Here is a 23031-nt window from a genome sequence, read left to right as displayed (position 1 = left end):
AGCGGAGTATCCGGATGTCCAAGTCAACGATGACCACGTGGATGCGGCGGCCGCGCATCTGGTCCGCGCGCCCGGCGACTACGACGTCATCGTCACCGAGAACCTCTTCGGTGACATCCTTTCCGATCTGGCGGGCGAGCTGAGCGGTTCGCTCGGCATGGCGGCATCGGTGAACTGCTCGGACACGCAGATCATGGCGCAGGCCGTGCACGGCGCGGCCCCCACATTGGCGGGACGCAATCGCGCTAATCCGGTGGCGCTGTTCAACTCCGCGGCGGGCATGCTGCGCTGGATGGGCCGCACGCAGCGCTACAGCGCGTTGCGTCGCGTCGGTGAGCGCATAGAACATTCGGTTGCGGATACGTTGCGGGCCGGTGTCGCGACGTCCGATTTGGGTGGGCTAGCATCTACCTCCGAATTCACCGAGCAGGTGCGGGCCCGGCTGCACCGCTGGTGAGCGCGCACTTCCGGGACCGGGCGTGTTCGGCCACGCAACGGCGTGTCGCCGATTAATGTTCGGTTACCGACCGACGTGGACGGTGTCACTCGCCTACATTTCAAACGGCGGGCGAAGCCCGGACGTCGCGCACCCGAACTGTGGAGGACTGCTGTGTCTGTTCGTAAATCTCTCCGTGGGCGTGCCCTGCGCGCTGCCGTCGTGGTGGCCGCCGGTGCCCTCGCATTGACCGCGTGTAGCAACAACTCCGAGTCGAGCAATCCGGATGTGGCCAAGGTCGACATCGCCAAGGTGGACACCATCGCGGCCAAGGTGCCCGCGGACATCAAGTCCTCCGGCAAGCTGACCGTCGGCGTGAACGTGCCGTATCAGCCCAACGAGTACCGGGATCCGAGCAGCGGCAAGATCGTCGGCTTCGATGTGGACCTGATGGACGCGGTCGCCAAGGTGATGGGCCTGACCGCCGACTACAAGGAAGCCGACTTCGAGAAGATCATCCCCTCCATCGAGGCGGGCACCTTCAACGTCGGCATGTCCTCGTTCACCGACAACAAGGAGCGCGAGGCCACCGCCGACTTCGTCGACTACTTCTCCGCGGGCAGCCAGTGGGCCCAGCAGAAGGGCAAGGCCGTCGACCCCGACAACGCCTGCGGCAAGAAGGTCGCGGTGCAGCGCACCACCGTTCAGGACACCGACGAGATCCCGGCCAAGTCCAAGGCGTGCGTCGCCGCGGGCAAGCCCGAGATCCAGAAGGTCGCCTACGACGAGCAGTCCGCCGCCGCCAACGCGCTGGTGCAGGGCCAGGTCGACGCCATGTCCGCCGACTCCCCGGTGACCGCGTACGCCATCAAGCAGGCCAGCGACAAGATCGAGGCCGCCGGCAAGATCTTCGACTCCGCGCCCTACGGCTGGCCGCTGAAGAAGAACTCGGCGCTCGCGCCGGTGCTGCAGGAGGCCGTCCAGTACCTGATGGACAACGGCCAGTACAAGAAGATCGCCGAGAACTGGGGTGTCCAGGAGGGCGCGATCACCAAGTCGGTCATCAACGGGGCGACGAGCTAAGTCGTTATGGCGCAGGACGAGACCAACTCCGCAGCCTCGGCTGCGACGGCGGTCGCGGGCACCGAGCCCGAGCCGATCAAAGCGATTCCGCTGCGACGGCCGGGCCGGTGGATCGCCGCCGCGATCATTCTCATCGCCCTGGGATTGTTCCTCTGGGGTGCGAAGACCAACGACGCGTACCACTGGGACACCTACTTCAAGTACCTCGGCGACAAGCGAATCGCCAAGGGCGCGTTGGTGACCCTGGAACTGACCGTGCTGGCCATGCTGATCGGTGTGGTGCTGGGCGTGGTGCTGGCCGTCATGCGGCTCTCACCGAATCCGGTGCTGCGGTCGGTGGCGTGGGCGTACCTGTGGATCTTCCGCGGGACCCCGGTCTATGTGCAGCTGGTGTTCTGGGGCCTGTTCCCGTCGCTGTACAAGACGATCACGGTGGGCGTGCCGTTCGGGCCGTCGTTGACGAGTTTCGATGTGCAGCACTGGTCGGCGCCGTTCTTCTTCGCCATGGTCGGCCTGGGTCTCAACGAGGCCGCCTACATGGCCGAAATCGTGCGCGCCGGAATCAATTCGGTGGGCGAGGGGCAGCGTGACCAGCGCCAGTTTGTCGTAGGACAGGGTCGTACCGTCCGGCAGCACAACGGTTTTGGTGGCCCGATCCACGGCGGTGACGGTGGTGCCGGGCATGACCTCCACATGGTGGTCGCGATACCACTGCGCCGGGTTCGGGGTGAAGTCGGCTAGCGCCTTCTTGCCGAGCAGATGCTCCTTCGACAGGGGCGGGCGCTCGTAGGGCAGATGGTCCTCCGTGCCGACCAGCGTCACCGTGCCGTCGAAATCATTGGCCCGCAGGGCTTCCGCGAGCTTCGTGGCGGCCAGCCCGCCGCCCGCGATCACGAACCTGGATGTGGTCATGCCGAATCCTCCTGCTTGCGCCGGTGGGGACCGCCGTCCTCGAGGCCGATATTCCGACACTAGCCCCGGCGCAGGTGGGCGGCGCGGAAATATCGGCAACAATCCAGGTTGTTGCGCATGGAGTACGGCTGATGTGTGCTCGGGTGTCGAGTGCTGCATCCCGGCCGTCCGCGAACTGTGAAAGGACTTGCTTGTGAGCGACACCAAGAAGGACAAGGTCGACTTCTGGTTCGACCCGCTGTGCCCGTGGTGCTGGATCACCTCCCGCTGGATCCTCGAGGTCGAGCAGGTACGCGATATCGAGACGCACTTCCACGTCATGAGCCTGTCGGTGCTCAACGAGGGCCGCGAGGGCCTGCCCCCGCAGTACGAAGAACTGCTCGCCACCGGCTGGGGTCCGGTGCGGGTCGCCATCGCGGCCGCCGCCGAGCACGGCGACAAGGTGCTGCTGCCGCTCTACACCGCCATGGGCACCCGCCTGCACAACCGGCGCACCGAATACGAGCGGGAGGACGGCTCGCGCGCCGACCTGCTCGCGCAGATCATCAGCGAGTCGCTGGCGGAGGTGGGCCTGCCCGCCGAGCTGGCCGCCGCGGCGAACAGCACCGACTTCGACGAGCTGCTGCGCACCTCGCATCACGCCGGAATGGACAAGGTCGGGCCGGATGTCGGCACGCCGACCATCCACATCAACGATGTCGCCTTCTTCGGGCCGGTGCTGTCGCGGATTCCGCGCGGCGAGGAGGCGGGCAAGGTGTGGGACGGCGCGGTCGCGCTGGCCGCCTACCCGCACTTCTTCGAGCTCAAGCGGACTCGCACCGAGGATCCCGTCTTCGACTGAGGGGCTGGGTATTCGGCGTGAAACGACGATCGGGCGGGGGCAGGACCCCGCCCGATCATTCGCGCACGGGAACTCAGCTCGGCGGCCGATATTCGTGATACGTGGCGTCGCCGTAACCGGGCGGCGGACCACCGTAGCCGGGCGGCATCGGCGGCTGGTAGCCGTATGGCAGGGGCGCGACCGGCAGCGGCGGCACACTGGGTCGCCAGAACAGCTTGCCGTGGCGGCTGCGGTCCCGCAGCGCCCACATGCGCCAGGTCAGCACCGGATGGCTGGACATGGCGTTGATGATCCAGACGAAGAAGCCCTTCTCCTGGGCGGCGCGATCGGCCATCTCGTCGAAGCCGACCAGATTGTTCAGATACTTGCCGCCCGCGAGGGTCTGCATGGCCGTGGGCGCGCCGTGGGGCCGATTGCAGAAGCCGTGATTGTCGGCCGTGTACTCCTGGGCGCGGATCAGCGAACTGCCCAGGATCGGGATGTAGCCGCCCGCGAACATGCCCAGCTGCCGCCAGTAGGAGACGTGCCCGGCCGCGATGTGGCCGACCTCGTGGCCGATGATGAACGCCAGCGCGTCGGGATTGCGTGCCGCGCCGCCGATTTCGAACAGGTCGCTGTAGACGACCACGAAGCGGCGGAAGCCGTGACCCGAGGCGAACGCGTTGATCTGGCCGTTGCCCAGCACCACGTAGGCGTCGGGGACCTTCTTCATGCCGAAGCGCATCGCCGCCTCCTGCACCATCCTGTACCCCTCGGGGAACTGGGTGGGAGACATCTTCACGCCGTTGACCCGCTGGGTCGCGAAATTCATACCGCGGATGAGGTAGACGATCAGCGGTGCGAAGACCAGCGCCAGGGTGATCTCGCTGAAATCGCCGGTGATCAGCAGCAGAAGTGCGAACAGGTACGCGAGCACCGTGACGGTGACCACGATGACCAGCATCGGGATCTCCCAGCTGTGCCGCGCGGGCATGCCGTACGGGGACAGGCCGCGGGTCTGCTGCACCATCGGCGGCGGTGGCGGCGAATACGGTTGCTGCGGAGCCCAACCGGGCGCACCCAGGCGTGGATCCCAGCCGGTCATGCCGTTGATCGGGACCGCGGGAACGCTGCCCGTGGGTGGCTGGGCCGGTAGGCCGCCGGATGTTTGCCCCCCATAGGCGTTCGGCGGTATCGAACTGTCGTCGGACGTCATGCCTGGATAGTACGTTTCACGGGTGTCGGCGGTTCGGTCTCACCGCGGCGGGTCCGGACCCGTGCGTGTCGGCACGCGGGCGTCCTGACACAATCACCGCCATGCGCGTATACCTGGGTGCCGACCATGCCGGCTTCGAACTGAAGAACCACGTCAAGGCTCACCTGGAGGGCCAGGGCCACGAGGTCGTCGACTGCGGCGCGCTGGAATACGACGCCCTCGACGATTACCCGGCCTTCTGCATCGAGGCCGCCCGCCGCGTCGTCGCCGACCCGGGCTCGCTGGGCTTCGTGTTCGGCGGTTCCGGCAACGGCGAGCAGATCGCCGCCAACAAGGTGCCCGGCGCGCGCTGCGCCCTCGGCTGGAGCGTGGAGACCGCGCAGCTGGCCCGGCAGCACAACAACGCGCAGCTGCTCGGCATCGGCGGGCGCATGCACACCACCTCCGAAGCCCTCGCCATCGTCGACGCGTTCACCACCACCGCGTGGTCGGACGAGGAGCGTCACCAGCGCCGCATCGACATCCTCGCCGAGTACGAGAAGACCGGCGTCCCCCCGGCCCTGCCGAACTGACCTGTGCCCGAAGGCTGTTGACCCGTGCCCGAAGGCCATACGCTGCACCGCCTGGCGAAGCTGCACCATCAGCGCTTCGCCGGCGGTCAGGTCCACGTCTCCAGCCCGCAGGGCCGCTTCGCCGACGGCGCGGCCCTCATCGACGGCCGCGTGCTGACCCGCGCCGAAGCCTGGGGCAAACACCTACTGCACCACTACGATTCGGGCGTCACCCTGCACATCCACCTGGGCCTGTACGGGAAGTTCACCGAATCCTCTGTGCCCATGGATGACCCGGTCGGCGAGGTCCGCATGCGCCTCATCGGCGGCGGCCGCACCGGCGACCTGCACGGCACCGACCTGCGCGGCCCCAACGCCTGCGAAATCCTCCACGACCCCGAAGTAGCCGCCCTCACTTCCCGTCTCGGCCCCGACCCCCTCCGTCGCGACGCCGACCCCGACCGCGCCTGGCACCGCATCAGCCGCTCCCAGCGCACCATCGGCGCCATGCTCATGGACCAGAAGGTCCTCGCTGGCGTCGGCAACGTCTATCGCGCGGAAATCCTCTTCCGCCACAACATCTCCCCGCATCGCCCGGGAAAGTCGTTGAGCCGCACCGAATGGGACGCCATCTGGGCCGACCTGGTGGATTTGATGAAGGTCGGCGTCCGCCGCGGCAAGATGCACGTGGTCCGTCCCGAACACGACCACGGCGCACCCTCCTACGCCGCCGACCGCCCCCGCACCTACGTCTACCGCCGCGTCGGCGAACCCTGCCGCTTGTGCGGTACCCCGGTTCTGCATTCGGTGATGGATGCCCGAAACCTGTTCTGGTGCCCCACCTGTCAGCCGGGCTGACGCGGTCTCAGGCCGAGCGCAGCCGCTGGATCGCCAAGGGCACCGCACCCGACCACCAGTGCGGATCGGCGGTCCCGTCGGTGGTGCGCCCGTCGCGGTGGACGTAGTGCCGCACATCGCGTCCGGGCGTCGCGAACTCACCGGCGAGCGCCCGCTCGAGCCATTCCGCGCCGAAGCGGAAGATCTCGGCCGCCACGCCACCGAGCGGATGGAATTCGCCTTCGTAGACGCGAATCTCCTTGGGGGCGCGGACCAGTTCATAGTTGGCGAGCGCCTGCTCCAAGGGGGTCAGCTCGTCGAACTCGCCGATTCCGTACAACACCGGGCACGTGATGTCGGCGACCAGATCGCCCAGCGGCATGCGGTCGCGCAGATCGCGGTCGAAATCCGCTTCGTTCTCGTAGCCCGCCATGTACATGTAGTTGTTCTTGAAGGTCGGCTGGGCTCGCTCGAAGATCGTCCGGAAGTCACCGGTGGGCGCCTCGAAGGCGGCCAGCGCCGCCAGCCTGGAATCCGTTGCGGCCGCGCGTGATCCCCAGTAGCCGCTCATGCTGATGCCGAACATGCCGATGCGCTGCGGATCCACCTCGGGCAGGTCTGCCAGGTAGTCGACGTACGCCCGCACCGCGCGCTCGTAGTTGGTGAGGTCGACGGTCAGGCCGTGCGCTCGGCTCTCGCCCTGGCCGGGGCCCTCGATGGACAGCGCGACCACGCCTCGCGACGTGTAATACCGTTCGGCCGCAGCGATGTAGTCCTCCTTGATCATGTCCATGCCGGGGCCGAGGATCACCGCCGGGGCATGGCGTACGGGCCCGGCCGGCAGGTGCAGCAGTGCGAAGATCTGCTTGCCTTCGAAGTCGAGCGCTACTCGGCGGACCAATCCGCCGCGCAGCCGACCCAGTCGTTCGACGCAGTGGTTGGTCCGCTCGCGGAAGGCGAGTTTGCGCGGATCGGTGGCCTCGAAGATCGAATACTGGGCCCGGCCCCACATCACCGCGGCCCGGGTGTAGAGGTCGGCGGCGGTGCGGGCGAACCCGTTTCGCTCGTGATGGGCGGCGCGTTCCTCGGCCTGCGCGGCGATGCTCGCCCATGCCTTGGGCAGCATGGCCCCGCTTTGCGTGAGCGCGAAGACCTTGTCGAAATCGGTGTGGTCATGGCCGAGTTGTTCCATGGTGCCCTTGGCCTGTGGGTGCAGGGCGTCGAATCCGCCCTGGGCGAGGGCGATGTCGAGGGCCCAGCTCTGGCCGATGGATCGAATGGTCATGGTGGTTCCTTCCCGAGAAAGCTAAGTACTTATCTATTAAGTACTTAGGTTAAGCTGGTTGTCAACCCGACCCGTTCCGTCGACAGGAGATGCCCCGTGAGCGAAGACTTCGACCCGGACCGCGCCGCGGCCCTCGACCTGCTCGCGCGGGCCGCCTATCGGCTCAGCGCGGCGGACTCTCGGCTGCGTGGCCGGGCCACCAGATCGCCCGAGGCGCTGTCGCTCACCCATGCCCGCGCCCTGCGCGCGCTGGACGAGCAGGGTCCGCTGACGATCGGCGGACTCGCCGCCCTGGCCGAAACAACCGGTGCGGCAACGACGCAACTGGTCAACGGACTGGTGGCCGCCGGGTATGTGACCAGGGAGCGGGGGCCGGGTGACAAGCGCTCGGTCCTGGTCATGCTGACCGCGGCCGGACGTGTCCGGTGCCGAGAGCGCATGGCGGCCATGGACGATGCGTTGCGGGTGGAGCTGGCGGAGCAGGACACCGCGGCGCTGCGCTCCGCCGCCGAGGTTCTCGATCGCCTGGTCGCGATCTACGACCAGCTCTGACCCTGTCGCGGTGTCCACCCGTCGCCGTGGTGAAACGGGCTGCGGTGGTGCGGAGTTCGTGGGTCGGGTCGGGGGTGGGCGCAGGATCGGGTGAATTGCTGGATCCGGATGTGGGGCAGGGCTGGTCGAGTTAAATTGGTCGAACGTCCAGACGGTTTTCGGTGTGGGAGGGTCTGGACGGAACCTCCCACTGTTCGAAACGGGTTGTGCCGCAGCGCCATTCGGGCAGTGGGCGATGGAACCACACGAGAGCGGCAAATCCATGCGCAACACCCTTCTGATCACCGCGTTCTTCGGCCTGGCACTCGCCATCGGCGTGGGACCGGCCACCGCTGAACCACTCCCGGTGGAGACTCCGGGCGCGGCCCCCGTCGATACCACGGCCTTACCGCCCGGCGAGTCCTGTGTGCAGGGATTCCTCAGCGGCTCGGCCAGGGCGGGCGCTACCGGCTCGGTCACCGGTTCGGCGCTCGGGTATCTCGGCGGATCCTCCGGTGGACCCCAATCCGGTTCTGCCGCAGGCTTGGCCAATGGCATCCTCACCGCTCTGGCCAGCGGGTCCGGCGCCGGTCTGGCCAACTGTGGCTTGAGTGAGCTGGGCAACGACGCGCCCGGCACGCTCACCGGCTCGACGAGTGGGCCGGGGAAGGGGTATCTGACCGGGTCCGCCGGTGGATTCGCCTCGGGGTCGAAGGACGGGCTGCCGGTCGGACTGGGTGCGAGCGTGCTTTCCGGACTGCTCGGGGCGTTGACGAGCGGATCGAGTCAATAGTCGTCGATCTGCCGAAAGTTGTTCAGCGGCAGCAGTTCGGGTCGAGGACCAGGCAGAGGGCGGACAGGGCGTCGCGGTAGGCGCGGTGATAGGTGTTCATGCCGCGGCGTTCGGCTTCGATGAGTCCGGCCTTCTTGAGCTGGCCGAGGTGGTGGCTGACGGTCGACTCGGCGAGCCCGACCGTGGCGGCGAGGTCGCCGGTGTTCTCCTCCCCGGCCGGGCTGGTGAGCAGCAGTGACAGCAGCTTGACCCGGACCGGGTCGGCAATGGCCTTGAGCCGCAGGGCGATTTCGAGTGCGGCGGCATCGTCGATCGGGGCGGCGGCCACGGGGGCGCAGCAGACCGGGGCGGACATGTCGATCACGGGCAATGCCTTGGGCATGACAACCACCCTACGCACCTTGTTGACATATGTCGAAAAGGTCGGGCAGACTCTGCCTCACCAAGTTCTTCGACATATGTCTCACAAGTGGAGGTATGGTCTCATGTCCCGTCTTCAGCTCGCCCTCAACGTCGACGATCTCGACCAGGCGGTCACCTTCTACTCGACCCTGTTCAAGACCGACCCCGCCAAGCGCAAGCCCGGTTACGCCAATTTCGCCATCGCCGAGCCGCCCCTCAAGCTGGTGCTCATCGAAAACCCCGGCCACGGCGGCAGTCTCAACCACCTCGGCGTCGAAGTCGAATCCTCCGACCGGGTGCACGCCGAGATCGCCCGCCTCTCCAGCGCCGGCCTGTTCACCGAGGAGCAGATCGCCACGACCTGTTGCTTCGCCACCCAGGACAAGGTCTGGGTCACCGCCCCCGACGCCGAGCGCTGGGAGGTCTACACCGTCCTGGCCGACACCGAAACCTTCGGCACCGCACCGGTATCGGCCTCCGGTCAGGTCGCCACCGACGAACAGGCCATGGCGGTGTGCTGTGGCACCGCGGGAGAGGCTGCCGCCGAAGGCGCATGCTGCGGCAGCGCCGCGAAGGCCGACGCCGTCGCTTCGGGCCAGTCCTGCTGCTCGTGAGTCACCGCGTGATCATCCGCCCGAGGCGGTCGCCCGATGAGTGAGCTGAAGCGCCGGTCGCTGGCCGAGTTCGTCGGCACCGGGCTGCTGGTCTGTGTGGTCGTCGGTTCCGGCATCGCCGCCCAGCAACTGTCCGCCCATGATGTCGGGCTCCAGCTGCTGGAGAACTCGACCGCCACGGTATTCGGGCTCGCGGTGCTGATCCTGGTGCTGGGGCCGGTGTCTGGCGCGCACTTCAATCCCGTTGTCTCGGTGGCGGATTGGTGGGCCGGACGCCGCCGTGGCACCGGGCTCACCACCCGTGAGGTCGCCGTCTACCTCGGCGCGCAGGTCCCCGGCGGCATCGCCGGCGCCGTGCTGGCCAACATCATGTTCGACCAGCCCGCGGCGCAGATCTCCACCCACCACCGCGTCACCACCGGACACCTGGTCGGCGAAATCGTGGCCACCGCGGGGTTGATCGCGGTGATCTTCGCGCTCGCTCGCACCGGCCGGGCCGCCCTGTCCGCGCTGGCGGTCGCCGCCTACATCGGGTCGGCCTACTGGTTCACCAGCTCCACCAGCTTCGCCAACCCCGCGGTCACCGTCGGCCGGATCTTCTCCGACACCTTCGCCGGGATCGCGCCCACGTCGGCGCCCGCGTTCATCGCCGCCCAATTCCTCGGCGCGGCTCTCGGATTCGGCCTGATCTGGCTGCTCTACCCTGACCCGATACCGGCCGAGAATACCGCCCCAACCCACCCGCTCGACGACCCCCGGAGCACATCATGACCGCCATCCCCAGCGTGCTGTTCGTCTGCGTGCACAACGCCGGGCGCTCGCAAATGGCGCAGGGTTTCCTCAGCCACCTCGCGGGCGACGCCATCGAGGTCCGGTCCGCCGGGACCGCACCCGCCGAGGCGATCAACCCGGCCGCGGTCGAGGCCATGGCCGAACTGGGGATCGACATCACCGCGCACACGCCGAAGATCCTCACCCCCGACAAGGTGCAGACCTCCACCGTCGTCATCACCATGGGCTGTGGTGACACTTGCCCCTACTTCCCGGGCGTCGACTACCGCGACTGGACCCTCGACGATCCGGCGGGCAAGGGGGTCGACGCCGTGCGGCCGATCCGCGACGAAATCCGTTCACGCGTAGAGGAACTCATCGCGGAGTTGCTGCCCAGCGACACACGCTAGAGGTCAGCGGCGGGAGCGTCGGGTGAGCAGGCCGACGAGCCAGCCGACGGCGAAGGTGACGAGGAGGACCAGCCACATGGGGGAGCGGACGGTCATGAGGAGGAATTCGATGTCTACGCGGTGGCGGTTCTCGACGATGAACAGGACGGCGAGCACTGTCAGAGCGATCGCGAGCCACTGTTTGGGTGAGATGCGGGACAGGACAGAGGGTTTCGAGGGTTCGGTCACCGTCGGGCTCCTGGGGTCGGTGGGGCGTCAGCGGCCGACGTAGCTGGAATGGCAGCGCTCCCAAACCATTGCTGGTCGGTAACCATATTTTCGGTCCACTCTAACCAATTCGACCAAACGAAAGCCGTACAGCGCGCTGAGCGAGTGTCGCGCTGTACGGCCGGTGCCCTCGGATCGGTCTATGGATACGCCTGAATTACCTCGACGTTCACCAGGGCGTTGAATGAGTCGCAGCTGGCCCAGGATTGGTTTTGGCCGTACTGGATCGGGCCGTATTTCCAGTAGGTGAAGGGGACGGGCCATGCGATGCAGGTGAGTTTCACCTGGTGCCAGGTGGGGAGCTCGCAATTGGACATTCCGCCGGTGTTGAAGATGTTGTACACGTGACAGTTCGCTGCCCATACCGGCACGTCATCGGCCTGGGCGACTCCGGCAGTCGCGAACATTGTTCCCGCCGCCGCGGTGGCGACGACGACGCTGGCAGCAAGCCGCTTCGCAGATAGCATTCCGACCTCCTGAATTAGGTGTTGTTTCAGAACATCGAAACGCATTCAGGCTTGTTACTGGAATTTTGCTGGAGGTCGGTGCTCGCAGCGGGAGCACTCGCGCTCGAACAGCTCCCGGTCGTGCTCGTCGGCTACCGCTCGACGCCGGTTCTGGTGCGCGACCAGATCAGCCTGCCCAGGCCAGCCGACAACAGGACTGCGGTGGCGATCACGTAGATGTCGCCCGGGATGTGTTGCCACCAAGCCCAATTCATCTCGCGATGCTTGCCATTGGGTACCAGGCCGGGGCCGATGAGGAACAGCACGGCGACCACGGCGATGGTGGCGGAGGCGGCGAACCGGGTGCTGGTGGAGGCCCAGGCGGCGGCCGTCACCAGACCGGGGGCCACCCACACCCAGTGGTGGGTCCAGGAGACCGGTGAGATGAGCAGCAGCACCGCGGCATTCACCAGCAGCGCGGTGACCGACAGGATCGTCACCGGTGTCGGACCGGACAAGTCCGCCCGCGACCGCTCGGCGGTGATCAGGTGCTGCATCAGCGCCGCGCCCGCGCACACCACGACCAGTGCCAGCCCCAGCCAGACCGCGGTGGTCGCCGACTGCGGCACCCCCACCCGGAACACCATGCCCTTGAGCGACTGATTGCCGACGTAGTCGGGGGAGCCGATGCGATTGGTATCGACGATGGCGTGCAGCCAGTAGTCCCGCGATTCCCTTGGGAACAGCAGGAATCCGGCGCCGATCACCCCGGCCGCGGTGGCAGCGGCGGTACCCGCGGCCTTCCAGTCGCGCCGGATCAGGAAGTACAGCACGAAGGCGGCGGGCGTCAGCTTGGTGACCGCGGCGATGCCGATGAGCACGCCGCGCGGCCAGCGCGGTTTCTCGGTCAGGCAGTCGAGGGCGACCGCCGCCATGAGCACCAGATTGATCTGCCCGAACCACAGGGTGGTGCGCACCGGCTCGATGGCCAGCGCCAGCACGACCGCGGCGACACTGAGCGTGATCTTGGTGCGCGGATCCAGATCCGCCCGCACCCGCGACAGCACCAGCCAGATCGTCACGCCCAGACACGCCAAAGAGCTGGTGGTGACCAGGAATTCGGCCAGCCACAGCGGCATGACGGCCAGCGGGATCATCAGCACCGCGGCCGACGGGGGATAGGTGAAGGGCAGGTCGGTGTGCCCGGCCACCGGCAGGGTCGGACCGTAGAGCGTGCCGTGCTCGAGCCAGCCCTTGGTGTCGACGCGGTAGACCTGCAGGTCGAGGAAGCCGTGCAGGGACGCGAAGAGCACGGTGATCGCCAGCGACACCAGCACGCCGATCAAGATCGGAATGCGGGGGAGACCGGCGCGGCCCTCGGTCTTCAGGTTCTCCAGCAAGCTTCGTTGCCCCGCCCGCGTAGTGATCATCAGGGAGAATTTAACCCTTTCGGCTTTCGCGCAAGATGTCCGGATTGCCTTGCGCGACGGGCAAATTGATGGCAAATCCATCGATCGGGACGCGGCCGCCCCAGTGCGCCAACCGGCTGCCGGGACGAGCAAACCAGGTCGCGTAGAACAGGAACGCGACCGCCGCCAGCGAACCCAGCACCAGGAATCCGGCGGGCACCGGATGTTCGGCCATGGTCTCGGCCAGGTAGCGATACGACAGCAACAATCCGGCGAGAACCGCCGTGCCCAGCGACACGATGCGGGCCCGAACATGGTCCCAGCCGCGCTCCGGATCGCGCAGCGCCGACTCGACCGTCATGCTCAGCACCGCGCCCGCCACCAGATCACTGCCGTAGTGGTAGCCGAACCCCAGCGTCGCCAGCAGCGTGCACACCAGCCAGAACGCCCCGGCCCAGCGCAGCCAGCGCGGCCCGGTACGGGAGTGGATGAACAAGGCGGTCGCCCAGGCGGTGTGCATCGACGGCATGCAGTTGCGGGCGGTCACCGAGTCGAACAGCATCGGCTGCGGATCGGAGATCATGGCGGGCCACACCTGCGGCCAGTCGCCGATCTCGAGCCCGTGCCCGAGCGGGCCGTAGGCGAAGACCGGGCCGACGACCGGGAACAGCACGTAGCCGAGCGGTCCGATCACGCCCAGCACCAGGAACGTTCGCACCAGATGGTGCCGGGGCCAGCCGTCGGTGGTGACCCGGCGCAACTGCCAGGCCGCGATCACGACCGCCGCCACCGGCAATTGGATGTACACCACGTGCAGGATCTGCGAGGGCACCGGTCCGAGCGCGTCGAGCGCGTGCCCGACCAGCCACGACGGTTCCCCCAGCGCGCGATCGGCGAGCTGGACGTACTGGTCGAGCACCCGGGGCCCGGCGATGATGCTGACCATCAGCCAGGTGTCGGCGAGTTTCGAGGCCATGATCAGCAGCACGCCGAAGGCGATGGCCTGCAAGGCGGTCCGGCGTCGTTGCCCTTCCCAGCGCGCGACCACCACGATCAGCCCGGTGAGGGCCAGCGTCGGGCCGGTGCCGATGGACACGTGCCATCCGCAGGCCGCTTGCAGGCCCAGCGTGAGCAGGTCCAGCGCGGCGGCGGCGCTCAGGGTCACGATCCGGGTCCGGGTAGGCACGCCGACGCAGGCGAGCCCGAGGCCCGCCCACGACACGGCCGCCGATTGCGGGTTGGCCAGGTAGTCGTCGAGCAGGCTGCGCAGCGGTCCGATCATGTCGTGCGCGGTGGCCCACACCTGTGCCGCGGTGAGGAGGGCCAGCGCCAGCACCAGCGCGGCGATCGGCAGCACGCGCGCTCCGACCCGGCCGCTCGACAACGAGGAGCGCGAAGTGTTCATCTCGTGGTCAAGCAGCACCGTAAATCGATAACACAAGTTAAACGGAGGCACAACTTCCGGTTACTGTGCGGTCTGCTTTCGAGGTGTTCGGCCGGTCACGCCGATGCCCTCAGGCGACGCCGCCGTTGACCCGCAACACCTGGCCGTTCACCCAGGACGAATCCGGATGCAGCAGGTAGGCGACCGCGGCGGCGACCTCGTCATTGCCGCCCAATCGACCCAACGGTGCTTGCGCCGTGAAGCGCCGTAGATCTTCCTCGGTTTTGCCGTCGCGGAACATCGGCGAGTCGATCAAACCCGGTGCGACCGCGTTGACGCGAATTCCCCTGGTCCCGAACTCCTTGGCCGCCACCCGGGTGAGGGTTTCGACACCGCTCTTGGCTGCCAGGTAGACGCCGAGCCCGGGCGTCGCGGTCGCGACCGCGGTGGAGGACAGATTGACGATCGCTCCGCCGGGGGTGAGTCGCGCGGCGGCCTCCTGCATGCCGTAGAGGGTGCCGATCAGATTGACCCCGAGCAGTTCCCCGATCAGTGCGTCATCACTGTCGGCCACGGGCGCGAGCTTGGCCACGCCCGCGTTGTTGACCAGCCCGTACACCGAACCGAATCGGTGCTCGGCGGCATCGAAGACGGCACGCAGATCGGCGCGCACGGCCACGTCGGCATACACGGCGAGCGCGCGACCGCCGGTCGCCTCGATCTCCTCGACCACCGCCTCCGCCCGGTCGCGTCCCGATCGATAGGTGAGGACGACGTCGTGCCCGGCCGCGCTCAGGCGACGCGCGACGGCCGCCCCGATCCCGGCGGACGCGCGGTGCGGCGGCATCTGCTCGACCGGCTCACGCCCGAGGATCGAACGGCCCTGCGGCGCATGGCCGCCGCCTTGTCGGACGGGTCGGCCACGGAGTGAGGCCGGGTTTCGAGCACTGAATCACACTCGCGCGGGACGGATATCGCCGTGCCGGCCCCGGCGGTGCCCGTCGCCGCTGGTCCCGCGATCGGCAGCGGATTGCCGGTCGCTGTCCAGGGACAAATGTCCCACAAGATATAGTGTGCCAGAACAGTTTTCGGCACAATATGGTGTTTGCTGTGAGCGCTGTTGATGCTGTCGATTCCGTGACCGAGTACCTCGAACGCCGTGACTGGCGGGTCAATGCCAATGCGAATCAGGGTTATTCGCTGGGCGGGCTGATCCTCAACGCGGCGGGCAAGATCACCGCGAACTATTGGCTGGACCGCGTCTACCCCGAGGCCGTCGGGCGCGCGCACCGCGAGGGCGATATCCACATCCACGATCTGGACATGCTCTCGGGCTACTGCGCGGGCTGGTCGCTGCGCGGCCTGCTCGCCGAGGGGTTCAACGGGGTGCCCGGGCAGATCGCCTCGGCCGCGCCGCAACACTTCTCGGCCGCCTGCGGGCAGGTGGTCAACTTCCTGGGCACCCTGCAGAACGAGTGGGCGGGCGCGCAGGCGTTCAGCTCCTTCGACACCTACCTGGCACCCTTCGTGCGCAAGGACTGCCTCACCTATCGCGAAGTGCGCCAAGGGATGCAGGAACTCATCCACAATCTGAACGTGCCCTCGCGCTGGGGCACCCAGACCCCGTTCACCAACCTCACCTTCGACTGGACCTGCCCGGCCGACCTGCGCGAGGAGACACCGGTGATCGGCGGCGTCGCCATGCCGTTCCGCTACGGCGAACTGCAGGCAGAAATGGATCTCATCAACCGCGCCTACATCGAGGTGATGACCGAGGGCGACGCCGACGGGCGCGTGTTCACCTTCCCCATCCCGACCTACAACGTCACCCGCGAATTCCCTTGGGACAGTGAGAACGCGCTGCGGCTGTTCGCCATGACCGCGAAATACGGGCTGCCCTACTTCCAGAACTTCCTGAACTCCGATCGCGAACCCCACCACATCCGCTCCATGTGCTGCCGGTTGCAACTGGATCTGACCGAGCTGCTCGCGCGCGGCAACGGCCTGTTCGGCAGCGCCGAGCAGACCGGGTCGGTCGGCGTCGTCACGGTGAACTGCGCGCGGCTCGGATTCCGTTGCGCCGGAAACGAGAACGCGCTGTTCGCCGAGCTCGACACGCTGCTCGAGCTGGCCTGCGAGAGCCTCGAGATCAAACGCGAGACCGTGCAGCGGCTCATGGACGACGGCCTGTTCCCGTACACGAGGCGGTATCTGGGCACGCTGGACAATCACTTCTCGACCATCGGCGTGAACGGGATCAACGAGATGATCCGCAATTTCACCGACGGCGCGTCCGACATCACCGACCCGGACGGGCATGCCATGGCGGTGCGGCTGCTCGATCACGTGCGCGGCCGCATGGTGGAGTTCCAGCAGCGCACCGGGCACCTGTTCAACCTGGAGGCCACCCCCGCCGAGGGCGCGACCTATCGGTTCGCCCGGCAGGACCTGTTGCGCTACCCCGGCATCCGGCAGGCCGGGACGGAATCCAATCCCTACTACACGAATTCGTCGCAGCTGCCGGTCGGCTGGACCGACGACCCTTTCGAAGCGCTGGAACGCCAGGACGAGCTCCAGGTGAAATACACCGGCGGCACGGTGCTGCACCTGTACATGTCCGAGCGCATCACCACCGCCGAGGCGTGCCGCACGCTGGTCCGTCGTGCGCTGGAACGCTTTTCGCTGCCCTACCTGACGGTGACCCCGACCTTCTCGATCTGTCCCGGGCACGGCTACCTGGCCGGGGAACAACCGGTCTGCCCGAGTTGCGGCGGCGAGTGCGAGGTGTGGACCCGCGTGATGGGCTATCACCGCCCGGTGTCCTCGTTCAATATCGGCAAGCGCGGCGAACACGCCGAACGGGTGCCGTTCCTCGAATCCGCCGGGGTGCCGGCGTGATCCGCCTCGGCGGCTGGTCGCGCCTGTCGACCTGCGACTGGCCGGGCAAGCTGGTCGCCACCCTGTTCACGCAGGGCTGCCCGTGGCGGTGCGGCTACTGCCACAATCAGGAATTGCTCTCGCCGCGCACGCCCCCGGTCGTGGACTGGAATGCCGTGCGGCTGCACCTGTTCCGCCGCCGCGGCCTGCTCGACGGGGTGGTGTTCTCCGGCGGCGAGCCGCTGCTGCAGGCGGGTCTGGTCGAGGCGCTGCGGGAGGTGCGGGCCATGGGTTTCGCCACCGGTCTGCACACGGCCGGATCGTATCCGCGCCGTCTGGAACAGTTGTTGTCGGCGGAGCTGCTGGATTGGGTGGGATTCGACGTGAAGGCCCCGCCCGGCCGCTACGACGACGTCACCGGCACTCGCGGCAGCATCCGCCCGGCCGCCCGCAGCCTGCGGGTGCTGCTGGATTCCGGTGTGCCGCACCAGCTCCGGACCACCATCAATCCCGATCAGCTCGGCCCGCGCGACCTCGCCGACCTGGACCGCTGGCTGCGCGACCTGGGCGGCGGGCCGACGGTCCGGCAGCCGGTCCGGCGGTTGTCCGCCACGGGCGGTTAACGTTCCGTGCGAGTGCTTACGATCTTGAACCGGCGGGGGCGCGTGGTCCTCCGCGTCTGTTCGACAGGAAGCACACATGCGCAAGCTCATCACCGCAGCCGTTCTCGCCGTCGCCTTCGCGGGCGGCACCGCAGGCACCGCCGTGGCCCAGCCCGGGGTCACCATCCAGAAGCAGTCCCCGGCCTCGGAGGCCGCGCTCAAGGAGATCCTCGCCGACTACCACCACCATGTCGGTGAGTCGCTCACCATCTACGGCGAGATGTACAACGTGACCGACGACAGCCACGCCGCCTTCGCCACCGCGGGCCCCAACAGCGACAGCTACGTCCTCAACGGCACCTCCATCGAACTCTCCGGCCCCGGCGTCGGCACCCTCGCCGAGAACGACTACTTCACCGCCACGGTCACCATCACCGGCAACGAGATCCTCGGCGACCCGGAACTGCGCATCACCACCGTGCAGATCACCGGCCACGACAACAGCTGAGCCGCGCACGCTGGACTAGGTTGGGTGACAACGATGTTGATCTCCGTTGTCACTCCGTGCTACCGCACCCCGGCCCACTTCCTCGACGACGCCTACCGATCGCTGCGCGATCAGGTGCTCCCGGCGGGGTGGGCCTGGGAATGGCTGGTGCAAGCGGACGGCGACGAACCGTTGCCGCTACCACCGCGAGCGCTCGCGGACCCGCGTGTGCGGCCCGCCTCGGGCCCCCGGGGCGGGCCCGGTACGACCCGCAATCTCGCGCTGGAGCGCTCCTGCGGAGCGTTGATCCGCAATCTCGACTCCGACGATGTCCTCACCCCGCACGCCCTCGCCGACAGCATCGGCGTGCTCACCGCCGACCCCGAAATCGGCTGGACCACAAGCCGAGCCCTGGACTGGATGCCCGACGGTTCACTGCGGGAATTCGCCACCGATCCGCCGCCCGGCCGGATCCACCGGGGCGCGGTGCACGCGTGGTGGCTGGACCACGGCTACCGGCTCAACGTGCACCCCGCGACCATCTGTGTCCGCCGTGAACTGCTGATCGCCGTGGGCGGCTGGATGGCGCTGCCCAGTTCCGAGGACACCGGCATGCTGCTCGCGGTCTCGACACTGCGCGACGGCTGGTTCCTGCCCCGGGTCGGCCTGCACTACCGCAAGCATCCCGGGCAGCTCACCGAGGGCGCGCAGTACGCGGTGGACCGGACGGCACGCGCCGAACTGCTCGCCGAACGAGTACGAGCGCTCGAATCGGACATAGCGCCGACGAGATCGGCTGGGGAACAGTCTCATTCGGGGAGGCGCGAGAGATGGGGGGATTCACCCACTTTGGGTGAGTGACATGAAACACACCGCGTCGGACAGGGGCGGTGGCGGCCGCGGGCTGGGCCCGGGGATTCATCAGAAAAGGCTGGTAGAGAAGGAATCTGGTCGGGGTGACAGGATTTGAACCTGCGACCCTCCGCTCCCAAAGCGGATGCGCTACCAAGCTGCGCTACACCCCGTGACCCCGAAAATGAGGGGAAAGAGCGGGTGACGGGAATCGAACCCGCACCATCAGCTTGGAAGGCTGAGGTTCTACCATTGAACTACACCCGCAGTCACCGCATCCGTGGATGCCGCGTGCGTTGAGCACTGTACCGAACCTCACTCCCGGAATGCCAATCAGGTCCCGTAGCCGCACGTCACGGCCGGTCGGGCGGCGCGTTCGGCGCGTCGCGGAAAACATGCCGGAAACGGGTGTAACACCGCTGTGACCGTAGCGATGAGCCATGCGATCGCCATTCGCGAGACAGCGGGAACCCGTTCTGAATCAGGGCTTTTCGATGTCGGGTGGCTTGCTAGGATCCTTTTTGTCCGGACGGGGGTATCGGAAAGGGGGCGGTGAGCATGCACCACTGGTGTGGCCGACCGCGTAGTAGTGAGTTCGATCCGAAGGGCGTGACCGGCGCGGCCGCTGGTCCTGGCTTCAAGTTCGCCGGGTGAGCGGAGATGTCCATCCGTCTCGACACGCGAACCTCCGCCATTGTGGCGGTGACCATCCGGGAATGGGTGCGGGCCGTGCACCCGGGCGCGAACAGCGTCGCGCTGGGGCAGACGCCCGGCGTTCCCGCCGACGATCTCGAGCGCATCTTCGGCAGTCTCATCGGTGAGCTGCTGGAATTGGCCGGGTCCGAACCGTTTCCGGTGAAGGAGGCCCGGCGTATCGGCCGCAGCCTGGCCGAATCACCGTTCGACCGCACCCGCATGCTGGCGCCCGCCAGCCGTGCGCTGCTGGGTCTCTCACCGGGACTGCGGGGTTCGCTGATCGCGACCCGCTGGTCGTTCATCGCCAGCCAGGCGATCGACGCCTACGCCGAGGCGCTGCAGCAGCGGGCCCTGGCCCAGCAGGAACGCAGCCTGTCGGAGGCGGTGTCGGTGCGGGTGCAGGAGATCGCGGCGTTGCAGACGCGGCTGCGGCACGAGGCCACCCATGACGTGCTGACCGATCTGGCCAATCGCTCGCTGTTGCAGGAGCGAGTGCGGGTGATGTCCACCGATCCCGCGCGCGGCGTCGGGCTGCTGCTCATCGATCTCGACGACTTCAAGCAGATCAATGACGGCTACGGCCACACGGTCGGCGACGAGGTGCTGGTCACCATCGCCCAGCGGCTGCGCGCGGCCTGCCCGGCCGAGGCCGTGATCGCCCGCTACGGCGGCGACGAGTTCGTGGTCGCGGTGCCGGCCCGGCGCAATACCCTGGCCGAGCTTGCCATGCGGGTGCTGTCCGCGCTGTGCGAGCCGGTGCCGACGGCCGCCGGACATGTTCCGGCGTCGGCGAGTGTCGGCACCGCCTTCTGTTCGCCCGGGCGCGAGTGTGATTTCTCGGATCTGCTGCGCAGCGCCGACCGAGCCATGTATTCGGCTAAAACCGCCGGTAAGCGTCAGTTCGCGGTGGCGGAGCCGGACGAAGAGGAGGTTGATCCAGCCCGCCGCACCACGCGTTTCGCGGCCGTGGCCGGATAGCGGTATCGCCCTGGCCGCCGGGCAGCGTCGCCCCGGCCGGAGTCGCGATTCTCATTCAGCTCAGAGCGAGTAGCAACTGTTCGGCGAATATCGCTGCGTAGGCTGGGCGCATGGCTACGGTCGTCGTTCTGGTTCTCGTCGTGCTCGTTGTGGGGCTGGGTGTCGTGGTGGTCAACCGCGCTCAACGCTCCCGCTCGGACCTTGCGCTCGCGGACGCGAAAGCCGACGCGCGCCGGGTGATCGAGCGGCTCGGCGGACAGGTCTACAACCTCGGCGGCACCGATGCCGCCTCCAAGCAGGCGTTGGTCGACGCCGGTGAGCGGTTCAATGCCGCGGGTTCGCAGATCGAGCAGGCCACGACCCCCGCGCAGGCCCGCCTCGCCAAGGAAACCGCCCTCGAGGGCCTGTACTACGTGCGGGCCGCCCGGGCCGCCATGGGCATGGACCCGGGCCCGGCCGTCCCCGAACTGGACGGTCAGCGCAGCGCGGGCAGTGTCACCGAGGAGCGGGCCATCGACTTCGACGGCCGTCGCGTCGAAGCCTCGCCCACGCCGTCGGCGTCCACCCCGAACTACTACCCGGGCGGCCGGGTCGCGGGCCGACCAGTCCCGGCCGGTTGGTATTCCGAGCCGTGGTGGAAGACCGCCCTGGTCGCCGGAGCCTGGGGCGTCGGCTCCGCGGTCCTGTTCAACTCGCTGTTCAGCGGGATGTCCGGTGTCGGCTACGACGCCGCCGCCTTCGAAAGTGGTTACGGCGACGGCTATCAGGCCGGACTCGACGCGGGCACCAACGGCCTCGACCAGGGCGGTTACGACCAATCCGGTTACGACCAGGGCGGATTCGACCAGGGCGGGATGGATCCCGGTGCAGACCTGGGCGGCCCGACCTTCGGCGACTACGGAGACTTCGGCGGCTTCGACGGATTCGACGGCGGCGACTTCTGACCGAAGAACCCCAACGCCACTTCCGTGACCCGCTCCGGCGCGCGGTCGTCGCCCTGTTCGCGCGCGTCCACCTTGAGGTCGCGGACGGTCATTGTGGGTTCGCTTCGCTGGTTTCGGCGAGGAAGGCCGCGATGGCGGTTGTGAGTTGGGCGGGTTGGTCCTCGGCCGAGAACGTGCGGGAATCGTGGATCCAGGTGATGCGGGCGTCGGGGAAGTCGGCGGCCAGCCGTTCGGCGTAGCGGTCCGGGAAGAAGCGGTCACCGGCCGACCACGCCAGCAGTACCGGATGCTTGAAATCGGCGAAAGTCTTTGCGGCGGTGAGCAGATAGTGACTGTCGAGGCCGAGGATGACGCGGCGGACGTCGGCGCGGATGGCGGGGACGGTGACCGGCAGGGCGTAGGAGTCGCCGACCTTGGGGTCGAGCGGGCCGCGCATCAGCCAGCCGAAGGCGATGGGCAGGCGGCGTAGCGGGCGGATGCGCAGGGTCTGGGCCATGGCGGCGAGGGCTCCCGGCGTGCGGGCGGCCGTGCCGAGGTAGTTGAAGAACGGGGGCGGGAAGTTCTCGTAGGCGTCGCAGGAGGTCAGCACCAGGCGGGCGACGAGATCCGGGCGGGCGGTCGCGACCAGCTGGCTCACCGCGCCGCCGGAATCGTTGCCCACCAATGTGACCGGGCCGAGGTCGAGGGACTCGATGGCCGTGATGACCAGCTGGGCCAGCCCGGGCGGATCGAGCTCCGCGTCGGGCATGGCGGTGGTGTGTGATCCGAGCGGCATATCGATTGCCACGCAACGGTATTCGCGGGACAGGCCGGGAATGACCTTGCGCCACAGATTGGCGTTGACCAGGACGCCGTGCACGAAAACGATGGGATCGCCGCTGCCGCTGTCGAATACGGTGAGTCGGCCTTGCGGTAGTGCGAGTTCGCGCCGGGTGCCGAGGGCGGGATCGCGCCAGGCCTTGGGGGATTCGGGGCTGATGGTGTGCGTCATCTGGATTACTCCCTCTGGAGCTGTGACGGTGAAGAGGATTTCAAAGTAACAAACAGGCTGCCTGTTTTCAATGGGTTCACGATACGATCCCAGCAACCGAGCCAGGAAAGGTGCCGATGATCAGGCAGGCCGAACGATCCGAGTCGACCCGCGCGGCCCTGATAGCCGCCGCGCGCGAACTCTTCGCCGAGCGCGGCTACGCCGCGGTCGGCACCCCCGAGATCGTGGAGCGCGCCGGCAGCTCCCGCGGCGCGCTGTATCACCAGTTCAAGGACAAGAAGGACCTCTTCCGCGCGGTCTACGAACAGGTCCAGCAGGAGATCCTGCAGCAGGTCGCCGAGACCATGGCGCAGGCCCCGCCCACCGACGCCATGGCCGGTCTGGAGGCCGGGCTGCACAACTTCCTGCTCTCCTGCGTCGACCCCGAACGCGTCCGC

The 23031-nt window shown here is 67.7% G+C and carries 26 protein-coding genes, 2 tRNA genes and 2 pseudogenes; 18 read left to right on the top strand and 12 right to left on the bottom strand.

Annotation, left to right across the window (positions count from 1 at the left end; genetic code table 11):
* The 3 genes and pseudogenes from ACWELQ_RS07965 to ACWELQ_RS07955 form a co-directional block, all read left to right on the top strand.
* Window positions 1-457 (top strand): isocitrate/isopropylmalate family dehydrogenase (locus ACWELQ_RS07965; protein WP_452396284.1); only part of this gene is annotated, 457 nt, incomplete at its 5' end.
* A 153-nt stretch (window positions 458-610) separates the two neighbouring features.
* Window positions 611-1519, top strand: a complete 909-nt coding sequence (locus ACWELQ_RS07960) for an ABC transporter substrate-binding protein (protein ID WP_452396283.1) — start codon at window positions 611-613, stop codon at window positions 1517-1519.
* A gap of 6 nt (window positions 1520-1525) precedes the next feature.
* Window positions 1526-2110 (top strand): annotated as a pseudogene (locus ACWELQ_RS07955) (ABC transporter permease subunit); the annotation flags it as partial.
* Here ACWELQ_RS07955 and ACWELQ_RS07950 read toward each other — a convergent pair.
* Window positions 2105-2431: pseudogene (locus ACWELQ_RS07950) on the bottom strand (FAD-dependent oxidoreductase); the annotation flags it as partial. The pseudogenes ACWELQ_RS07955 and ACWELQ_RS07950 sit on opposite strands and share 6 nt — an antisense overlap.
* Before the next feature lie 193 nt (window positions 2432-2624).
* Here ACWELQ_RS07950 and ACWELQ_RS07945 point away from each other — a divergent pair.
* On the top strand, window positions 2625-3272 hold the full coding sequence (locus tag ACWELQ_RS07945; protein WP_452396282.1) for a mycothiol-dependent nitroreductase Rv2466c family protein: 648 nt from the start codon (window positions 2625-2627) through the stop codon (window positions 3270-3272).
* 73 nt (window positions 3273-3345) lie between these two features.
* Here ACWELQ_RS07945 and ACWELQ_RS07940 read toward each other — a convergent pair whose 3' ends face one another.
* On the bottom strand, window positions 3346-4356 hold the full coding sequence (locus tag ACWELQ_RS07940) for a M48 family metallopeptidase (protein WP_452396286.1): 1011 nt from the start codon (window positions 4354-4356) through the stop codon (window positions 3346-3348).
* Window positions 4357-4568: 212 nt separating this feature from the next.
* On the opposite strand from ACWELQ_RS07940, the gene ACWELQ_RS07935 reads away from it, so the two are divergent.
* Window positions 4569-5039, top strand: coding sequence for a ribose-5-phosphate isomerase (locus ACWELQ_RS07935; RefSeq protein WP_452396281.1), 471 nt, complete (start codon window positions 4569-4571; stop codon window positions 5037-5039).
* A 24-nt stretch (window positions 5040-5063) separates the two neighbouring features.
* Entirely contained in the window at window positions 5064-5876 is an 813-nt protein-coding gene (locus ACWELQ_RS07930; protein WP_452396280.1) for an Fpg/Nei family DNA glycosylase, read from the top strand.
* Window positions 5877-5883: 7 nt separating this feature from the next.
* On the opposite strand, the gene ACWELQ_RS07925 is transcribed toward ACWELQ_RS07930, so the two are convergent.
* The gene (locus tag ACWELQ_RS07925) at window positions 5884-7140 is read right to left on the bottom strand and encodes an alpha/beta hydrolase (RefSeq protein ID WP_452396279.1); all 1257 of its coding nucleotides are present in this window, start codon (window positions 7138-7140) and stop codon (window positions 5884-5886) included.
* A gap of 96 nt (window positions 7141-7236) precedes the next feature.
* Here ACWELQ_RS07925 and ACWELQ_RS07920 point away from each other — a divergent pair, with 96 nt between their 5' ends.
* Entirely contained in the window at window positions 7237-7692 is a 456-nt protein-coding gene (locus ACWELQ_RS07920) for a MarR family winged helix-turn-helix transcriptional regulator (protein WP_452396278.1), read from the top strand.
* Window positions 7693-7954: 262 nt separating this feature from the next.
* The gene (locus ACWELQ_RS07915; protein WP_452396277.1) at window positions 7955-8464 is read left to right on the top strand and encodes a hypothetical protein; all 510 of its coding nucleotides are present in this window, start codon (window positions 7955-7957) and stop codon (window positions 8462-8464) included.
* 22 nt (window positions 8465-8486) lie between these two features.
* Here ACWELQ_RS07915 and ACWELQ_RS07910 read toward each other — a convergent pair whose 3' ends face one another.
* Entirely contained in the window at window positions 8487-8846 is a 360-nt protein-coding gene (locus ACWELQ_RS07910) for an Rv2640c family ArsR-like transcriptional regulator (RefSeq protein WP_452396276.1), read from the bottom strand.
* 103 nt (window positions 8847-8949) lie between these two features.
* Between ACWELQ_RS07910 and ACWELQ_RS07905 the strand changes: the two genes are divergently transcribed.
* From ACWELQ_RS07905 to ACWELQ_RS07895, 3 genes are read left to right on the top strand one after another with little or no spacing between them, the layout of a single operon-like run.
* On the top strand, window positions 8950-9480 hold the full coding sequence (locus ACWELQ_RS07905; protein WP_452396275.1) for an ArsI/CadI family heavy metal resistance metalloenzyme: 531 nt from the start codon (window positions 8950-8952) through the stop codon (window positions 9478-9480).
* Between the two features lie 36 nt (window positions 9481-9516).
* Window positions 9517-10251: an aquaporin gene (locus ACWELQ_RS07900; protein WP_452396274.1), complete on the top strand. Its 735-nt coding sequence runs from the start codon at window positions 9517-9519 to the stop codon at window positions 10249-10251.
* Window positions 10248-10661: an arsenate reductase ArsC gene (locus ACWELQ_RS07895; RefSeq protein WP_452396273.1), complete on the top strand. Its 414-nt coding sequence runs from the start codon at window positions 10248-10250 to the stop codon at window positions 10659-10661. The genes ACWELQ_RS07900 and ACWELQ_RS07895 overlap by 4 nt, the downstream gene beginning before the upstream one ends.
* 3 nt (window positions 10662-10664) lie before the next feature.
* Here ACWELQ_RS07895 and ACWELQ_RS07890 read toward each other — a convergent pair whose 3' ends face one another.
* The 5 genes from ACWELQ_RS07890 to ACWELQ_RS07870 all read right to left on the bottom strand — a co-directional run bounded on the left by ACWELQ_RS07890 (window position 10665) and on the right by ACWELQ_RS07870 (window position 15014).
* On the bottom strand, window positions 10665-10889 hold the full coding sequence (locus ACWELQ_RS07890; protein ID WP_452396272.1) for a hypothetical protein: 225 nt from the start codon (window positions 10887-10889) through the stop codon (window positions 10665-10667).
* Between the two features lie 179 nt (window positions 10890-11068).
* Window positions 11069-11440, bottom strand: a complete 372-nt coding sequence (locus ACWELQ_RS07885; protein WP_452396271.1) for a hypothetical protein — start codon at window positions 11438-11440, stop codon at window positions 11069-11071.
* Window positions 11441-11526: 86 nt separating this feature from the next.
* Complete coding sequence (locus ACWELQ_RS07880) at window positions 11527-12804, bottom strand: glycosyltransferase family 87 protein (protein WP_452396270.1); 1278 nt, start codon at window positions 12802-12804, stop codon at window positions 11527-11529.
* A 10-nt stretch (window positions 12805-12814) separates the two neighbouring features.
* Window positions 12815-14188, bottom strand: coding sequence for a phosphatase PAP2 family protein (locus tag ACWELQ_RS07875; RefSeq protein ID WP_452396285.1), 1374 nt, complete (start codon window positions 14186-14188; stop codon window positions 12815-12817).
* Window positions 14189-14297: 109 nt separating this feature from the next.
* Entirely contained in the window at window positions 14298-15014 is a 717-nt protein-coding gene (locus ACWELQ_RS07870; protein WP_452396269.1) for an SDR family oxidoreductase, read from the bottom strand.
* A 251-nt stretch (window positions 15015-15265) separates the two neighbouring features.
* Between ACWELQ_RS07870 and ACWELQ_RS07865 the strand changes: the two genes are divergently transcribed.
* The 4 genes from ACWELQ_RS07865 to ACWELQ_RS07850 all read left to right on the top strand — a co-directional run bounded on the left by ACWELQ_RS07865 (window position 15266) and on the right by ACWELQ_RS07850 (window position 18994).
* The gene (locus ACWELQ_RS07865) at window positions 15266-17065 is read left to right on the top strand and encodes a ribonucleoside triphosphate reductase (RefSeq protein WP_452396268.1); all 1800 of its coding nucleotides are present in this window, start codon (window positions 15266-15268) and stop codon (window positions 17063-17065) included.
* The gene (locus ACWELQ_RS07860; protein ID WP_452396267.1) at window positions 17062-17667 is read left to right on the top strand and encodes an anaerobic ribonucleoside-triphosphate reductase activating protein; all 606 of its coding nucleotides are present in this window, start codon (window positions 17062-17064) and stop codon (window positions 17665-17667) included. The genes ACWELQ_RS07865 and ACWELQ_RS07860 overlap by 4 nt, the downstream gene beginning before the upstream one ends.
* A 76-nt stretch (window positions 17668-17743) precedes the next feature.
* The gene (locus ACWELQ_RS07855) at window positions 17744-18154 is read left to right on the top strand and encodes a hypothetical protein (RefSeq protein ID WP_452396266.1); all 411 of its coding nucleotides are present in this window, start codon (window positions 17744-17746) and stop codon (window positions 18152-18154) included.
* A gap of 33 nt (window positions 18155-18187) precedes the next feature.
* A complete protein-coding gene (locus ACWELQ_RS07850; protein WP_452396265.1) occupies window positions 18188-18994 on the top strand; it encodes a glycosyltransferase in 807 nt (268 codons plus the stop codon).
* Window positions 18995-19081: 87 nt separating this feature from the next.
* Here the strand turns inward: ACWELQ_RS07850 and ACWELQ_RS07845 are convergent.
* A tRNA-Pro gene (locus ACWELQ_RS07845) sits at window positions 19082-19158 on the bottom strand.
* A gap of 23 nt (window positions 19159-19181) precedes the next feature.
* Window positions 19182-19252, bottom strand: a tRNA-Gly gene (locus ACWELQ_RS07840).
* Between the two features lie 393 nt (window positions 19253-19645).
* On the opposite strand from ACWELQ_RS07840, the gene ACWELQ_RS07835 reads away from it, so the two are divergent.
* Together ACWELQ_RS07835 and ACWELQ_RS07830 are read left to right on the top strand one after the other, a co-directional pair.
* Window positions 19646-20659 (top strand): diguanylate cyclase domain-containing protein, encoded by a 1014-nt coding sequence (locus ACWELQ_RS07835; RefSeq protein WP_452396264.1) that lies wholly within the window; start codon window positions 19646-19648, stop codon window positions 20657-20659.
* Between the two features lie 110 nt (window positions 20660-20769).
* Entirely contained in the window at window positions 20770-21603 is an 834-nt protein-coding gene (locus ACWELQ_RS07830) for a DUF1542 domain-containing protein (RefSeq protein ID WP_452396263.1), read from the top strand.
* A gap of 88 nt (window positions 21604-21691) precedes the next feature.
* Here ACWELQ_RS07830 and ACWELQ_RS07825 read toward each other — a convergent pair whose 3' ends face one another.
* The gene (locus ACWELQ_RS07825; protein ID WP_452396262.1) at window positions 21692-22594 is read right to left on the bottom strand and encodes an alpha/beta fold hydrolase; all 903 of its coding nucleotides are present in this window, start codon (window positions 22592-22594) and stop codon (window positions 21692-21694) included.
* Window positions 22595-22710: 116 nt separating this feature from the next.
* Here ACWELQ_RS07825 and ACWELQ_RS07820 point away from each other — a divergent pair.
* Window positions 22711-23031, top strand: a 321-nt coding sequence (locus tag ACWELQ_RS07820; RefSeq protein WP_452396261.1) for a TetR/AcrR family transcriptional regulator, incomplete at its 3' end; no start/stop codon positions are given.

The organism is Nocardia sp. NPDC004722 (genome assembly GCF_053601505.1).
This window is presented reverse-complemented; position numbering and strand designations above follow the sequence as displayed.